General features: G+C 50.7%; 14 protein-coding genes. 8 read left to right on the forward strand and 6 right to left on the reverse strand.

Features of this window, described 5'->3' with window-relative positions; genetic code table 11:
* Nucleotides 1-238: 238 nt before the first annotated feature.
* On the reverse strand, nt 239-2131 hold the full coding sequence (locus BUC02_RS03395) for an AIPR family protein (RefSeq protein ID WP_073318608.1): 1893 nt from the start codon (nt 2129-2131) through the stop codon (nt 239-241).
* Nucleotides 2132-2396: 265 nt separating this feature from the next.
* Between BUC02_RS03395 and BUC02_RS03400 the strand changes: the two genes are divergently transcribed.
* The 3 genes from BUC02_RS03400 (at nt 2397) to BUC02_RS03410 (ending at nt 6051) form a co-directional block, all read left to right on the forward strand.
* Nucleotides 2397-3149, forward strand: a complete 753-nt coding sequence (locus BUC02_RS03400) for a leucine-rich repeat domain-containing protein (RefSeq protein WP_073318611.1) — start codon at nt 2397-2399, stop codon at nt 3147-3149.
* Between the two features lie 245 nt (nt 3150-3394).
* Nucleotides 3395-4627 (forward strand): S41 family peptidase, encoded by a 1233-nt coding sequence (locus tag BUC02_RS03405; protein WP_073318614.1) that lies wholly within the window; start codon nt 3395-3397, stop codon nt 4625-4627.
* Nucleotides 4627-6051 (forward strand): S41 family peptidase, encoded by a 1425-nt coding sequence (locus tag BUC02_RS03410; protein ID WP_073318617.1) that lies wholly within the window; start codon nt 4627-4629, stop codon nt 6049-6051. Before BUC02_RS03405 ends, BUC02_RS03410 begins: the two co-directional genes overlap by 1 nt.
* On the opposite strand, the gene BUC02_RS03415 is transcribed toward BUC02_RS03410, so the two are convergent.
* Complete coding sequence (locus BUC02_RS03415; protein WP_254794071.1) at nt 6052-7365, reverse strand: M23 family metallopeptidase; 1314 nt, start codon at nt 7363-7365, stop codon at nt 6052-6054. It lies immediately after the preceding gene.
* A gap of 365 nt (nt 7366-7730) precedes the next feature.
* Nucleotides 7731-8720 (reverse strand): FKBP-type peptidyl-prolyl cis-trans isomerase, encoded by a 990-nt coding sequence (locus BUC02_RS03425; protein ID WP_083564366.1) that lies wholly within the window; start codon nt 8718-8720, stop codon nt 7731-7733.
* Nucleotides 8721-8848: 128 nt separating this feature from the next.
* Between BUC02_RS03425 and glmS the strand changes: the two genes are divergently transcribed.
* The gene (glmS, locus tag BUC02_RS03430; protein ID WP_073318623.1) at nt 8849-10675 is read left to right on the forward strand and encodes a glutamine--fructose-6-phosphate transaminase (isomerizing); all 1827 of its coding nucleotides are present in this window, start codon (nt 8849-8851) and stop codon (nt 10673-10675) included.
* Nucleotides 10676-10751: 76 nt separating this feature from the next.
* Here the strand turns inward: glmS and BUC02_RS03435 are convergent, their stop codons facing one another.
* A complete protein-coding gene (locus BUC02_RS03435; RefSeq protein ID WP_073318626.1) occupies nt 10752-10940 on the reverse strand; it encodes a hypothetical protein in 189 nt (62 codons plus the stop codon).
* Nucleotides 10927-11484: a hypothetical protein gene (locus BUC02_RS03440; protein WP_073056774.1), complete on the reverse strand. Its 558-nt coding sequence runs from the start codon at nt 11482-11484 to the stop codon at nt 10927-10929. Before BUC02_RS03440 ends, BUC02_RS03435 begins: the two co-directional genes overlap by 14 nt.
* Nucleotides 11485-11690: 206 nt before the next feature.
* Between BUC02_RS03440 and BUC02_RS03445 the strand changes: the two genes are divergently transcribed.
* From BUC02_RS03445 to BUC02_RS03460, 4 genes are all read left to right on the forward strand, one after another.
* Entirely contained in the window at nt 11691-12899 is a 1209-nt protein-coding gene (locus tag BUC02_RS03445) for an FISUMP domain-containing protein (RefSeq protein WP_139261000.1), read from the forward strand.
* Nucleotides 12900-13633: 734 nt separating this feature from the next.
* Nucleotides 13634-13918, forward strand: coding sequence for a nucleotidyltransferase domain-containing protein (locus BUC02_RS03450; RefSeq protein ID WP_083564379.1), 285 nt, complete (start codon nt 13634-13636; stop codon nt 13916-13918).
* A complete protein-coding gene (locus BUC02_RS03455; RefSeq protein WP_073056783.1) occupies nt 13905-14306 on the forward strand; it encodes an HI0074 family nucleotidyltransferase substrate-binding subunit in 402 nt (133 codons plus the stop codon). Before BUC02_RS03450 ends, BUC02_RS03455 begins: the two co-directional genes overlap by 14 nt.
* Nucleotides 14307-14380: 74 nt before the next feature.
* Entirely contained in the window at nt 14381-15802 is a 1422-nt protein-coding gene (locus tag BUC02_RS03460) for a segregation and condensation protein A (RefSeq protein ID WP_073318635.1), read from the forward strand.
* A gap of 36 nt (nt 15803-15838) precedes the next feature.
* Here BUC02_RS03460 and BUC02_RS03465 read toward each other — a convergent pair whose 3' ends face one another.
* Entirely contained in the window at nt 15839-16552 is a 714-nt protein-coding gene (locus BUC02_RS03465) for a zinc metallopeptidase (RefSeq protein ID WP_083532327.1), read from the reverse strand.
* Nucleotides 16553-16586 lie beyond the last annotated feature (34 nt).

A 16586-nucleotide genomic window follows, 5' to 3' on the forward strand; every position in this document is an offset into this window, starting at 1 on the left:
AAACCTGTTAATCCAGTCACGACTTTTTGCACTTTTTCTTAGACCTAATTCTCACACAAAAACAATGTCGTACATCATCTTACATTTTGCCGAGTCGAAGCAATAAGCATTAGCTTATTGTTGAGACGAAGGGCGACCAAAGACTTACTTTTCCTTTTGGAGTTCTCATATTTCTTTGGTCGCATAAAAAATAAGACCCTGCGTCACACAGGGTCTTACAAGATTGTTTTCGAAGCGGTTAAAGGAATACTTCGATGCCGCCGCGGCACTTTTCCCAAGTGCGGTTCTTCTTGCACAGAAGATCCATCATCTTGTCGTAAGTTGCGGTATTGGCAAAGCCCTTCCACAGGCGACGTTCCACAGATTCACCGCTATCCTTATCGATTGTGGTGATGGTGTCGTAGTAGGCCGGATTATCCTTGAATTCAGAAATCAGGATTCCCTTCAAGTCTTCGGTGTAAATCTTGGAAGCATACTTGAGAATGGAATCGTTGAAGTTGAGTTCGTTTTCAACTAACCATTCGAAATCCTGAATCGGGTCACCGTAAATGAGCCAATGCTTAAGGGCAAGGGCCACCACGAGGTCCTTCACGGCGCTACGGAAGATAAACTTGTCTTCGAGGCGGCCGTTCCAGGTGATACGGGTCAGCGGGTTATCGTCGTTGGCTTCGATAGAAACACCCTTACCCGGGGTCACGCGGCGAATCTTGATGGGCAAGCGGCTAAGGAGCTGCCAGGCCTTGGTGAAGGCGATGGTCTTGCGCACAAAATCGCGTTCCTTATCCGGAGACACGCGCACGAACGCACCGAAGCAACGCTGGTACAGGGTTTCCTTGTCGAAAATGCAGTCGCTGGAGCGGCATTCGCTGAGCTTGCCATCCATCATGAAGAGGGTCTTGGCGAGTTCGGGGCGCATACGCACTTCGAGCTTACGGGTACGTGCCTTGAGGCGCACGCCATCCTTATAAACGTAGGTAAAGCCTTCTTCCTGGTAACGCTGCCAAATGAAGAACTGCAGGTCGTCAGCGGCACGCAGGTGGTAGCTGAACACCGGGTTCTGGCGGTTGTTGGCCATGGTCACCTGGTTCAAGAAGTTGTCGGCACCGGGGTACGGAACCACCACCTTCACGAGCACCTGCGGGTTCACCGGCTTCTTGCTCTTCTTGGCGTACTGTTCGTAGGTGAACAGGGACTGGGCACCGTTAATAATCTTCGGACGTTCAATATAGAGAACCTTCTTGCCGTCGCGTTCCTTGAGGCGCAGGTCATCGCCCGTAAGGGTCATACCGTTGTGCAGGAACGGGAAGTCGTCCACATTCACGTTCTGGTCGTCGTTACGTTCCATAGTCTGGAAGGCATCGATCAAGGCTGCGTTCGTGTGAGTGAGGTTACCGAGGTAAGTACGGATGTTGCTCGAGACGATTGCCATGTTGTGCTTCGTCTTGAGGCGCTTACCGAGGTTCACGTGATAGTCAAAAATCGTGCGAATCGGGCAGAAACCGAGGAAGAGTTCGCCGTGATCGGAGGTCAAGTGCAACGGATCGGAATCCATCACGATTTCAAGCTTGTCGTCGGCGCTGCGGAAATCGCGGGTCAAATCGTCATGTTCGGCAATAATTTCGAGCTTTGCCTTGACTTCGTTCTTCCAGATGCCGAGCTTGCGACGCATATCCTTGAGGGTACGTTCCAGTTCGGAGTCGGTAATATCGCGGGTTGCACGAGTACGGAGAACCGTAATTTCGAGCGTTTCCATGTAGGGGCGACTTGCCGGGGAATCGGAATCTTCCTCTTCTTCGTCGTCGGAAATCTTGTTCACAGCCCAAGGATCGGCCTCTTCGCGCAACGACATGAAGAACGGATTAGGAGGATCGCTGGTACGGAAAACAGCAATCTGGAGCTGTTTTAGGTCGGAATTGAGGTGAGAAACAACCTTTTCGAGCGGAGTATCTTCATCGAGGAAGATGAAGAATTCCATAAAGCCTTGGGAGTATTGGAAACCATGGAAGCAGCCGTTTTCATCAAGGTTTAGATGCCGGAGTGCCTTAATTCGGTCAGTAGGATCGTTGGGATTGAGACTCAAGAGGCTAGCCACAAATGCTAGACGGCGTTCCTGCGATTTGGTTAGTTCCATTTTTTCCTCAGTTCTGTTATTTTACAATAGCAAAAGTCGGGTGCAATTGCGGCACCTTACCCTTAATATCGTATTTTGCACCTTAAAAATAGTTTCAAAATGCCGCTTTGTGGATAAAAAACATACATTTTTTTCATTTTTTTTCAAAAGTGCCCTTATTTATAGTGAACATTTGTGTAAAAACCATACTTTTTTACTTTTTTTGTAGAATGTTTCATCTTTTCGGGACAAAAATGCTATGATTTACACTATAGGAGATGTTCCCATGAACTTGTTAGACATTATTCATAAAGCTAAAGCCGAAAAAGCCACCTCGTTAGACCTTTCCCAAAAAGAACTGAGAATTCTTCCTCAGGAACTTTTCGAACTGGAAGACCTCGAAGAGCTAATCCTCGACCGTAACATGCTCGTGGAACTTCCCGACGACATTTGCAAGCTGAAAAAACTCAAAAAACTGTCCGTAAGCGAAAACGACCTGATGGAACTTCCTGAAACCATTGGCGAACTTACAAATCTTGAACACCTGTACCTGGGCTACAACAGCCTGTCCGAACTTCCGGATTCCGTCGGCAACCTCAAGAAGCTGGAAACGGTGAATATCGCCAAGAACCAGCTTTTGGACTTGACCCTCGAAGTCGGCAAGTGGGAAAACGTCACCAAGATTTCCCTGCACGACAACATGCTTTCCGAAGTGCCTCCTACCCTCGGCAAGCTGAAAAAACTCCGCAAGCTCTACCTCGACAACAACGACCTGACCAGCATTCCGGCCTCCCTCGGCCATCTGGAATCGCTCGAAGTCCTGATGGTGTCGGGCAACAACCTGGGCGCAATCCCCTCGGAATTATCGAACCTGAAAAAGCTCAAGGAACTGGTACTCGATGCAAACCAGCTCGCCACACTCCCCGAAAGTCTTGCCGAATGCGACAGTCTCGAAACGATTTCCGTCGTCGAAAACCCGATGGAAGGCGGAATTCCGCGCGTGCTTTTGGACAAGAAGGGACTGAGCATAGACCAGTAGGAAGTAGACAGTAGGCAGTGGTTAGGAACATGTCATCCTGAGCGGAGCACGAAGTGCGTAGTCGAAGGATCTAAACTATGAAAGACCATATTTATAGATTCTGCTCCTTCGAATCTAACGCGACTAAGGGACTAAAGTCCCTAGTCTTGTATATCGATTCCGCCCTAAAGGGCGTCACTCAGAATGACACATTCTGTATAATCAAGAAATTTATTCCTATTTCCTGCGTCCTAATTTCATTTCTCATGTCTTCTTGTTCCGATTTTTTCGAGCCGGTAGACAGCACTCCTGCCCCCACAGAATACTCTTATAATTACTGGCTACTGCAAAAGACATACCTGTTCGAAGACGAACTGCCCCTGCTAGACGAACAGGGGGATTCGGTAAACGAGCTCTACAACAAGTTGTCCGACCCCTACACCCGCTACGTTCCGCCATCAAAAAGCGAAGCGGCCATATCGCATATCAACACGAGCATCGTGCCGGGCGATGTGGGCATGGAATACTCGCTGTTCAACCAAATGGAACATCCGCTTGTCATTTACCGGGTATACGCCGAAAGCCCGGCAGGCCGGGCAGGCATCAAGCGCTACGGGAACATTCTGAATGTCAACGGAGTCGAAATTACAGGCGACCGCGCATTCGACATCTACGATTCGATCCTAACCCACAACAAGGAAATCTCGATCACGGTGACCTACTCGGGCGACACATCTACCTACGAGCTGACCAAGGAAGACGTCTATGCCCCGACCGTATTTGTCGACACGCTGAACGGAATCGAAATCATTACCATTACCGGATTCAAGCTGAACACCGTCGACAAGGAAAACGGCACGCTGGGCGAACTCACGACTTATCTGGAATCAACCAGGAACTCGAAGGCTCCCCGACTCATTGACTTGCGAGGAAATCCGGGCGGCCATGTAAACCATTGCACCGCAATGGCAGACTTGTTCATGGAGAAGGGAAATATTTCAACCCGCTCCTGGCGAAGCTTTGCAGGCGACGGGAGTCCCCTTTACAACAAGGTGACAGTGGTTGCCAAGCCCGGCGATGCCGGCGAGAAAAAGAACTTCGTGGCTCTCGTGAATGGCGGAAGCGCAAGCTGCGCCGAAATCTTTGCGGTCGCCCTCCAGGAAGGCGCAAATATTCCTATCGCAGGGACGGTCTCCTACGGAAAGGGAATCGGCCAAAGCACCTGGAAGACAATGGCCGGAGGCCTTTCGCTCATCACGAATTTGGAGTTCCTGACTCCCAAAGGAAATTCCTACCACAAAAAGGGAATCATTCCCGACTACCCTTGTTCCGAAGCATCGCTGCAATGCGGCTTCGACGCGCTCGAAAGCATATTCGGCAAAAAAGGCACAAAGAAGCAAGCCTTTAAAAAAAGCGCCACAGGTTCCGATGTTAGCGAACCACAGATTTTACGCCGTTACAAAGACTTGGGCGGCGCAATTATAGAAGGAGATGAATAATGAAACTGATAAAGACACTCGCCATTTTTGGCGCCATAGCATTTTTATTTTCGGCGTGTACGCAATCCGCAAGCAGCTCGGCGGACGAACGTGACATTATGGCAGACTTGTTTCCTGAAATGAGAGACATCAATAATGAATACGAAGCCGAACTTTATTTCAATTATGAAATGCTCGACCTGTTCTACATTTACGCCCACATGCGCAACGAGCTGGCTGACGACTATAAGGTTTACCTGAACAAGGGCACAAGCCAAGACAGCCGCACCAAGGGTTATTGCTCTGTCGATTATTACGACGTGTGCTACATGTACAACCAGATGGCAGATCCATTCACCCGCTACTTCGACCCCCTTGTCGCAGACCAGATTTATTCCAGCATTCTGGAATCCGAATCTATCGTAGGTATCGGAGCGGAAGTCGAAGAACAGCTAGATTCTACATCCCGCTATTTGCTCATAACGGATGTTTATTCGGGTTCTCCGGCAGAAAAAGCCGGCTTGAAGGCCGGAGACATTGTAGTCCAGGTGGACGGGCTAAACATTACCTCGGCAATCAATTTCGAAAACATGTGCACCGGCAACAAGGGTGACACAATCAACATCGTCGTCACCCGCAATTCGGAACCACTCAGCGTAAAAGTCTCTGTTGACGAATACAACGAACCCTCCGTCAAGCTCACTTACCAGGATTCCATTCCGGTAATCCAGATTAAGGAATTTGTCGTGACCTCAATCAGCGACAGCGGTTCCTATGGAGAATTCGTGACGGCCCTCAAAAAGACCGAAGGCGCCACCTCCACGATTATCGACTTGCGCGGAAACCCCGGTGGCGAAACCGAGCAGTGCGCCAACATGGCCGCAGAACTGCTTTCTGCAGGCGACACCGTCGTAATCGATATCGAAGCCACCATCGATTCTATTTCCAATGGTCGAGGCATGAATTATTTCCAGATATTCGACACCCTTACCGTTACCGCAGAACACGACGGCATTGGCAAGAACCGCTACTATGTCTTTATGGCCGACACAGGCTCGGCAAGCTGCGCCGAAACCATGCTCTCGGCTCTGACGGCAAACCGCAAAGTTCCAGTCGTGGGCATGCTGACCTACGGAAAGGGAATCGGACAGCTCGTGATTCAGACTGACGTCGGAAAAGGCCTCGCCCTGGTAACGGCCCTGCAAGGTTTCGACAAGAACTGGGAAAGCTACCATGACTTGGGAATTGTTCCGGACTTTGAAATTGACGATCCGGACGCACAGATGGCTAAGGCCGTGGAACTCGCCAAAGAAGCTCAGTTTGTCCGCTCTGCCGGCTACGGCTCCCAGAAGCTCAACCACTTCTCTAAAGAACACGAGCACGAAGCCTCTGGCAGAATTCCGACCGCCAAAGACCTGAAGCTGAGATATAAAATCGCGAAATAATTACAAGTTACGCATACGCACCATCACGTCGGTGGTGTCGTTTGCTTTTACGGCAGGGGCGGCGAGAGTCGCCTCAATTTGTTTGCGGATTTCGGCCACCTGTTCCTTGAGGCGAGCAAGCCGCTGCCCTTCGAGCTTGGGGGCGGCAATCATGGTCTTGGAGGCCGGATTGATCCATTTGCCCTTTTCGTTCTTGAAACCTAGATGCAGGTGCGGGCCGGTGCTTCGGCCTGTGGAGCCCACGCGGCCGATGCACTGGCGCGCAGCCACCTTGGAGCCTACCTTGACGCCGCGGACCGAGAGGTGCATGTACCAACTTTCGGAACGGTCGCGGTGGCGAATGGCAATCTTGTTGCCACTGAAGGGATCAAAGCCCGAAACCGTCACAACACCTTCGGCGACGGCGTAAACCGGCGTGCCCGTGGGGCTACCGTAGTCAATACCCGCATGCATTTTGCGCTGGCCCGTAATGGGGTGAATGCGACTACCGAAGGGGCTTGTAACATGCAGGCGGTCCAGCGGGTAACGCAGGCCATCAAACACGAGCGCCTCGCCCTTTTCGGTATAGTGGGCATTAAAGGAACTTTTCGGGTCCGGGTCTTCGTAACGGAAGGCCTCGTGATGGCCCACGATACGGCCGTCAAATTCGGCATAAACGACCCGGCCGTCAATCCAGATAGAATCCTGGTAGAAGGTCTCTTCGAGCAGAATGCGGAACTTGTCGCCGGCACGCGCCAAGGGGAAAGCCACCTTGCACTGGAGAACTCCACTCACGATACCTACCATACGGCCGGGAATGCCGACCTTGAAAAGCGTGCCGTTCAAGGTGCTGCCTTCGGTAAGGGCTCCCTCGAAAACAGACTGACGGCGGGTTACCGGCTTTTGAATCAGGCTATAGACGTAACCGTTTTCGGTACGGCTAAGCATATGGATGTTTGCCGGATTCGGGGCATAACGGAATCGCTGGACGCTACCCGAAGAATCGATGGCGGCGTAAAAGACTTGGCCCACGCGGAGCTTGGAAAGTTCGGCACTGTCCTGGAGGGCAAGCACAATCTTACCACGTTCGCGTTCGTTAATCTGCATGCGGACAAGCACCTGGAAAAGGCCATCGCCAGCTCGGACGGTATCGTTATGCACAATCCAGTTGCCTGGTTGCATTTGCACCTGCTCAATTTCATTCGTGAGGGAATCGATTTGCGCGCGTAGGCGATTGCCTTCATCCTTAAGACCTTGAATTTTCTTTTCTTCGTTACAGCCAAGTAGCGAAAATGCCATAAACGCAGACAACGCAATCGACAGAATAAATTTCACGAAAACCTCAGAATGATAATGAGCCAAATATAGAATAAGAAACGCGGAATTTGAATTATCCCAGAGGCCACTGTACAGACCGAAACAGGCTTTCTACCCTGTTTAGCCTGTACATTTCGCAAATTACACACAAATTAACAACACTTTTTGACCCATGGTACGGGCGACAGCTCTGTTTGTTAAGAAATAAGCCTGTACAATCCAAAATATATTGGCTCACATTGAACTTTTGTACAGGCCAAAAAGAGATTTATCCCTTTTTTAACCTGTACACGCATTATTTTTCACCCCGATTTGTCTTTACATATACAAAAAGGCCCGCGAGTATCGCGGGGACCTTTCGTAAATTACGGTGACAGAACCGATTACTTTGCAGCAGGTGCGGCAGCCGGGGCAGCAGCAGGTGCGGCGGCAGGAGCAGCCGGCTTTGCAGCTTCAGCAGGCTTAGCTTCAGCCTTCGGGGCTGCGGCAGCAGCAGGCTTGGCCTCGGCCTTCGGGGCTTCAGCGGCAGGCTTGGCGGCAGCAGCAGGCTTTGCTTCAGCCTTCGGGGAAGCGGCCTTAGCAGCAACCTTCTTTTCAGCCTTCGGAGCTTCGGCCTTCGGGGCTTCAGCAGCCGGAGCATCGGCAGCGTGAGTATCAATCAGTTCCATCTCGAAAACGAGGAGGCTGTTACCCGGAATCTGCGGGCCACGGCCACGCGGACCGTATGCGAGGTCGCTCGGGATCCAAGCGGTGACCTTACCACCCACCTTCATGAGCTTGAGCATTTCGGTCCAGCCCGGAATTACGGCGCCGATCGGGAATTCAAGCGGTTCGCCACGGTCGATGGAACTGTCGAACTTGGTTCCGTCGAGGAGCGTACCGGTGTAATGAACCTTAACGATGTCGCCATCAGCCGGAGTTGCGCCCGTACCTTCGGTAATCACCTTATACTGGAGGCCAGATTCGGTGATCACGACGCCTTCGGCAGTCTTGTTCTTGGCGAGGAATGCTTCGCCGGCAGCCTTGTTGGCTTCGGCAGCGAGGCTATCCTTCTTGTTCTTTTCTGCCTGACGGGCCTGGGAAAGGTCGGTGAGAGTCTGGAAGATGATGGAATCGTTCATCAAGAAATGAGCGGAGTCTTCGTTGTAGCGTTCCTTGAAAGCCTGGATAAAGAGATCGAGGTCGAGGTCGATAGAATCGCGGGTTACCAACTGGAAACGAGCCTGGTTACCGAAATGGGCACCGAGAGCGTAGCTATACTTATCCTTATCGGTCACCAAAGCAGTCTTGGTCTTGGGACCCTGGCAAAGTTGATCACAGCCAGTCAGAGCAAATGCGAGAGCACCCGCAGCAATAATGAGTTTTTTGTTCATTTTATCCTCTTTTATGTTTGACAAATGAAAAATAACAAAATCTTACGTCAAAAGACCATATGTAACCCATTTTTACCAAAAGAAATTGGTATATTGCGTTTCGTTAACAAAAGAAGGATCATTAGTATATGTGCGGAATTGTCGGATATATCGGCCAGAACGAAGCTCTACCTATCTTGGTTGGCGGTCTTAAAAAGTTGGAGTACCGCGGCTATGATAGCTCGGGCGTTGCCCTGATTGAAGACGGAAATATTGAAACGGTCCGTGCTTCCGGCAAGATTGCAGCCCTCGAAGACAAGCTCAAGACAAAGCCTCTCCACGGCCATGTCGGCATTGCCCACACCCGTTGGGCCACCCATGGTGCTCCGACCGAACAGAACGCTCACCCCCACCAGAGCTTCGACGGCAAGATTTCGATTGTGCACAACGGCATTATCGAAAACTACGCCATTCTTAAGAAGAAACTCCAGGCCGAAGGCATCGAATTCAAGTCCGAAACCGACACCGAAGTCGTCGCCCACCTGATTGCCCGCTACTACAAGGGCAACCTCAAGGAAGCCGTCCTCAAGGCCATTTCCAAGATCGAAGGAACTTTTGGCCTTGCCGTCATTTGCAAGGACGAACCCGACACCATGATTGGTGCCCGCCGCGGATCTCCGCTTATTTTGGGTATCGGCCAGAACGAATTCTACTTGGCCTCTGACGTTTCCGCTATCATCATGCACACGCAGAAGGTCGTTTATCTCGACGACAATGACATCGTCGAAATCAAGGAAGACGGTTACAACCTGTTGAATACGAACAGCCAGCCGGTGCAGCACGAAGTGCAAGACGTGGAATTCGATGCCGACGCCATTGCGAAGGGCGGCTTTGCGCACTTTATGCTCAAGGAAATTTTCGAGCAGCCTGAAGTGCTCCGCAACACCATGCGCGGCCGCCTGCTGTACGCCGAAGGCAACGCCAAGCTCGCAGGTCTCGACACCAACATCAAGGAGCTGAGGAACATCAACCGTATCATTATTACCGCCTGCGGCACCAGCTACTACGCCGGTATGGTCGGCGAATACATGATCGAAGACCTGGCCGGCGTCCCGGTCGAAGTGGAATACGCCTCGGAATTCCGCTACCGTAACCCGATTATCAAGCCGGGCACGCTCGTGCTTGCCATTAGTCAGTCCGGCGAAACCGCCGATACGCTCGCCGCCCTTAAAGAAGCCCAACAGAAGGGTGCCACCGCTCTTGCCATCTGTAACGGCGTGGGTTCAACCATCGCCCGCACAAGCGACGGCGGCGTTTACCTGCATGCAGGCCCCGAAATCGGTGTAGCCAGCACCAAGGCGTTCACCAGCCAGGTGACCGTGCTTGCGATGATTGCCCTTTTGCTTGGCCGCCAGCGCAGGCTTTCCTTTGAAGCAGGTTCCGACATCGTGAAGGCTATGCAGGAACTCCCGGAACTGGTGGAACAGACCCTCAAGCTTTCGGACCAGATTGCAGGTATCGCCAACAAGTACGTGAAGGCAAACAACTTCTTGTACCTGGGTCGTCACTTCAACTACCCGGTGGCCATGGAAGGCGCTCTCAAGCTCAAGGAAATCAGCTACATTCACGCCGAAGGCTACCCGGCCGCTGAAATGAAGCATGGGCCCATTGCTTTGATTGACGAAAACATGCCGGTCGTGGTGATTGCCCCGAAGGACGCCCTGTTCGACAAGGTGATCAGCAACGTGCGCGAAATCAAGGCCCGCGGAGGCAAGGTGATTGCCATCTCGACCGCAGATTGCCACCCGCTCGACGAAATCGCAGACCACCTGATTACAGTCCCGAAGACTATCCCGATGCTCATGCCAATCGTGACATGCGTGCCGCTCCAGCTACTCGCCTACCACATCGCCGTGCTCCGCGGAAACGACGTGGACCAGCCGCGCAACTTAGCGAAGAGCGTGACCGTGGAATAAGCCCCACTGGTTATTGGAATAATCGCGGCTACGCCGCAAGGTTATAAGCAAGCCTCCCTAACGGGAGGCTATTTTGTTAAATCTTAAACTGCAATATTTCTTCGGCAGTCAATTCCTCAATTTTCTTGCCGACACGCTCAGCATATTCACCAAGCTTAAAAATATTCAACTTACTTTTCGGAGTGGGCTTGTACGGATCCGGCGTCGCCATATATTCTTCCATGGAGTCCGCCAGAATTACCGCAGGCTTTCTAATTCCATTCATAGGTATAGACCTCCAAAAGTTTTTGCGCAGCGCCCTTGTCAAGCATGAAATGAAACGGATGCAACACACCTAAAAAGGATGCTCCAACAACTTTAATATAGTGATTTAGCAGATCCTTGTTAAGGGCAAATCCATAAACATACCCTTTATAACTCCATAACATTGAGCGGTCTGCTGCAATTGCAAAAAGATGACCGCCAACCCCACTAAATTTCTGTTTTCCAAACAAGTGTTTATTATTGTGTGGAGCAGTGCAAGCCCAATGCAAATACGCCGCTTGAGCATTTTCATCATTCTTTACACCAACTAACCCTTGGATTTCATTATTTTCCTTCAAGGCAAGTGCATACACCTCGACATCATTGGGAACATCAATCCAATTGATTCCCCATCCGTCCTTTTCCTTGAACTTTCTCAAAAACGAGCGGCTTTCAATCTTGAATACCACCGTTTCCTTGATTTCTCCGGTTTCGACATCCTTGAGGCAAGGGACTATTTCGTCCAACCAAATGTCAACACAACCGCTTACCAGCGAGCTCTTCATCTTTTACTCCAATCCGCCTACAAGCTAAAAAAGGCGGGGCTTTAATTATTTTGCTTCGTGCGCAAAAATCAGTTTACTACACACTCGTGCACTAAATATAAATTGCTGAAATCGGATTGTCAAGAGGTTTGAAAAAAAAATTCGGTTGATTACTTTATTATATTTCGCAAAAAAGTTTGGTGGGATTTTACAACTGGAGGTCTTCTGTGAAGATTTTTAACGTATTGCGCAAGCGCATAACAGCATCAGCTCAGCCATGTCAGTCTGCAAGCAGCCTGCCGCGGCATTCGCTTCGCATGTTATTGGCTCTGTCCATTCTCCTAGCCCTGCTTGCAGCATGTGGCGATGAATCCTCTTCTTCTGTTTCGCCGGAACCGGGCGACGATTCTTCGTCTTCTGTCATCCCCGCCTCGAGCGGGGATCTCCAATCCTCGTCTTCTCAAAAGAGTTCCGATAAGGAAAAATCTTCTTCTAGTGAGAAGAACGCGAAGGAATCTAGTTCTTCAGCTGCAACCGTGAAAAATTCTTCTAGTTCTGCTGGCGACAACAAGAGCAGTTCTTCTGTCAAAAAAGAAGATTCCTGCAGTAGCGTGGAGATTGCCTCTTCCTCTTCCAGCATAAAGGTAGACGGTTCTTCGGCAAGCGTAAAGCCGGAGTCGAGCAGTACGGCAACCTCTTCTGCGGCAGTCGCTTCGAGCAGCAGCGTTGCTGAGCTGTCGAGTAGTAGTTCTTACGATAGAACCGATGCGTTTAAGGGAACGCTTTGGCGTAAAGGTGAGTACAAAACATTTGTTGATGCCCGCGACAACCGTGAATATTATTACATAGAAATAGCAGGTGAAGATACAGCCGGTAAGGCTGCCACAATCAAGGTGATGGCCGAAAACCTGAATGTCGGTGAAAAAGTATATGGCTTTGAAGATCAAGAAGATGATACGAAAATAGAGCGCTACTGTTATGATGATGACACCACCAACTGCAACAAGTATGGTGGCCTTTACCAGTGGGCAGAAATGATGCAGTTGCCGAGCCGTTGCAATACGGAGAGTTGTGCTGATTCGATTAAGCCGAACCACCAGGGAATTTGCCCCGATGGCTGGCGCTTGCTGACTTACAATGATCTCTATATCGTCATTCACTCAAATAACAATGAGGATGGGGTAAAGGGAATCCGTGCTGGTCGCTTTGGCGGTAGCGATGATAGTGGCTATAGCCTTGTTAGCACGGGGTATCTTTGGGATCATTCGTTTACGAACGTAGAAAATGGTACATATTGGCATTATCCTGTAGAAAGCGAACAATATAATGGAATTGCTTCTAAGGTAAGTTCGCAATGGAGAACTGCAACTGGAAATTCTTATGATGATTCGTATAAGACTCAGGGCTTTTCCGTCCGTTGTGTAATGGTTGAATAACCATCACTTTCAAACTGTAAAATTTTAAACAAAAAATCAAAAAAAATCGGCATTCCGTACGGAATGCCATTGAGGGTTATTATGTCTAAGAAGAACATTAAGAATAATAAGAAAAATTCCAACCGCAAGAACTACAAAATCGAATCTCTTGAGCCGCGCCTGATGATGGACACCTAAAGAAAGCGACGGCGAATGACTGGCCGCTAAGCGGACAGTAAAGGCCGAAGACTGTAATTTCCGTGAGCAATAAATGCTTGGTATTAACCAAGCATATTTGCGAGAGTGAGGCGTAAGACGAACAGTCTTTGGGCTCGTGCGGAGCAGGCTGAGCCGGAGCGTTTTTTTTTCGGACATGAAAAGCTGATGCCGATTTCCATCGGCATGACGCGGGCGGGGAAAGGAGATGCCGCATCAAGTGCGGCAAGACAACCGGAAATGAATGCCCTAAGGCGGAAGAAAATGTGTCGTTGAGCGAACATTAGAGGCCGAAGGCCGAGGCCATGTGAGCTTAAAGCCCCATGCGTTAAGCTGGGACTGTAGCGAGAGTGAGACGCAAGTCGAACGGTCGTGTAAGAGTGAGACGAGCCCATTTCTGGAGCTGTGGGCATTTTTGAAGCTGGGGGGGTTAGGGGGTGGAGAGCAACGTAGTGCGAACCAGGGGGATACGGCCCCCTTCTTGCAATAAACATGCCCATTCTTCCCGTAAATAATGTATATTGTAAATGGAGCATCAAATGAACTTGCCGATAAACATAATACACCAGATAGAGACCTTTGCCAAGGAATGTTTCCTTGAGCGCGTTATTCTATTTGGTTCTAGGGCACGAGGTACAAACCGCGAACGCAGTGATATTGACCTCGCGGTGTCCGGCGGCAATCTGGCCCGTTTTGAGGAACTGCTTGAAGAAAAAGCAGACACCTTGCTTTCGTTCGATGTAATTAACATGGACGGAGTTGCTTCAAGAAAATTGAAAGACAACATCCAGCGCGAGGGAGTCCTGCTTTATGCAAAAGTTTGACAACTTTGTTGCATGTTTTGACGTGCTGAAAAACTCCAATCGCGATATGGCAAAAAGCGATGAAATTTATCGTACTGGTGTTATCGGACAATTTAGTCTCGCTTTTGAGTTGTCATGGAAAACTTTACAAGAAGTTATGCGAGCCCACGCCATTAACGAAGCCGAGAACGGTTCTCCGCGCGAAATCCTCAAGGCTGGTTTCAAGTATAATTTCATTGATGATGAGCAAACCTGGTTGCAGATGTTAAAAGACCGAAACTCCGCAACACATGTCTATGACGAAGAAGCGTTTGAGGCTGTGCTAAATCGAGTTTACGACAGCTACATCAACGCTTTCGAACACTTCTCCGAAAAGATGCTCGTCAAAATTGAAGAATTGAAAGATTAAATCGCCGAGTGGAATTCGCCTTCGCGCTCTGAAAACGCGTTCAGGCCGAATGATTTTAACTACATTTACCGTAAATGACCGAAGTCGAAGAACAGGAAGAATACGAAGTACGCATTGGGGCGTTTAACGGCCCGATGGACTTGCTCGTGTATCTTGTCCAGAAGAAGGAAGTTCCTCTGGAGCAGATTTCGATTGCCGAAATTGCGGACCAGTTCTTAAAGTGGGTGAACGAGTACGAGGGCACCGACCTTTCGAAGGCGGGTGATTTCTTGTACATGGCGAGCCGCTTGATGGCTTTAAAGGTGCAGGAACTTTTGCCGGCCGAGCAGCGTGACCCCGAGATGGAAGCGGAATACAACGAAGACCGCGAACAGCTCATGAAGGAAATGCTGGAATACCAGCGCTTTAAGCAAGTCGCGAGCGGCCTCCAGGAAATGGAAAGCGAAAACTTCGGTACGTATTCCCGCGGACGCCTCGAAAAAACGCAGAGCGACGAAGAGACTTTGGCCGACGCGAACATCTGGCAGCTTTTCCGCGCTTACCAGAAGAGCCTGAAGACCAAGATTTCGGAAACGATTCACCACATCGAACTCGACTACGTGACCATTCAGGACCGTCAGCAGGCAATCAACAATTATCTTGCGGTGAATGGCCGCGCCCTGTTCGAAGACTTGCTCGACAACGATTCACACCCGATTGTGGCGGCGGTGACCTTCATGGCCATGCTCGAGATGATTAAGACGGATGAAATCGTGTTCCGCCAGAGCGAACTGTTCGGCCCAATTTGGATTTACCGCAAGAAGAATAACGCCGACTACGCCGAAGAAATGGCGCACGAGACCGTGTTCTTCAGCAAGGATCCGGAAGTGAAGCCGGGCCTTGTAGAAGCGATTCGCAACCAGGCGATTGCACGCTCCAAGGAACAGACCGTGGGCGACTTGGCCGCGGTGATGCGCGAAGCCGTGCTGTGGACGGAACGCGGACGGAACGTGAGCGAAGACGATTTGAACGCCATGCTCGAAGGTCGCGAAGACTTGAGCGAAGTGCAGGAAAACCCGTTCGCCGAGATGATGAAGGAAGACGAGGCGACGGAAAATGCCGCGCCTACAGAAGGTGCGCAGGCTCCGACTGAAGGGACTCAGGCCCCGGCGGAAGGAACCGTGCCGGTTATTGAATCTGCGCCCGAAACAAGCGCGCCGACAACTAAAACGGTTGCGGAAGAAACAAGCGCACCGGTCGTTGAAGAAACGCCGGTGGAAGAGATTGCTTCGCCAGAGGCTCGCGATGACGTGAGCGAAGAACCTGTCGACGCCTCGATCGAGCCTGCAGAAGAAATCTCCTCTGAAGAGCCGCAGCCCGCTGACAACATGACGGACGAAGAATTCGAAGCGTTCATGAAAAAAGCCCAGGCGTTCTATGACTCCCAGGCTAATGAAAATTCTGATTCAGACGACGATGACGATTTCCCGTCTATAGAGGTTCATACTAATGACTAGGAGATCCCGGGTCAAGCCCGGGATGACAATAGAAGACTAGTCTCGCCGACCGCCAATGAGACCGGCGCGGTAAGCCCAATAAAGCAACTGCATAATGGAACCGATGGCGGCTGCCACATAGGTAAGCCCTGCGGCAAACAGCACTCCCGAAACCGTATTGTATTCACGGCCTTGCGCCACGATGTCGAGGCGAGCAAGCACCTTTTTGGCGCGGGAAGAAGCGTCGAATTCTACCGGCACAGTCACCAGCGTAAAGAGTGTCGCGATACCGAACAGCAGCACACCCGCCACGGCGAGCGAATAGCCGAGCGCACGGCCCGCACTCATCAGGATGATGCCGAGAATCACAAGCCACGGACCGAGATTCGAGCCGAGGTTTGCGGCAGGCACAATGAACGAACGCAGCCACAGCGGGAAATACCCCTGCGCATGCTGAATGGCGTGGCCCACTTCGTGAGCGGCTACACCTGCGGCAGACGCATTGCGACCGTTATAAACTTCAGGTGACAAGTTCAGAGTCTTGTTCAGCGGATTGTAATGGTCCGACAAGAATCCGTGATGCTGCAGCACCTTCACGTCGGTAATGCCTGCATCCATGAGGATTGCCTTCGCCACATCGGCACCGGTAAGGCCGCTCGAAATGCCGACCTTCTGGCCAGCGTTAAAACGGGACTTGACCATCCAGGAAACGCTACCAGACAAAGCGAGCGTCACCAGGAGAATCATCATGTATAAAGGATCGAACATCATAGGCGCCTCCGGTGCGGTGTTTAGTAAACAGGGT

The organism is Fibrobacter sp. UWOV1, assembly GCF_900142495.1.
GTDB lineage: Bacteria > Fibrobacterota > Fibrobacteria > Fibrobacterales > Fibrobacteraceae > Fibrobacter.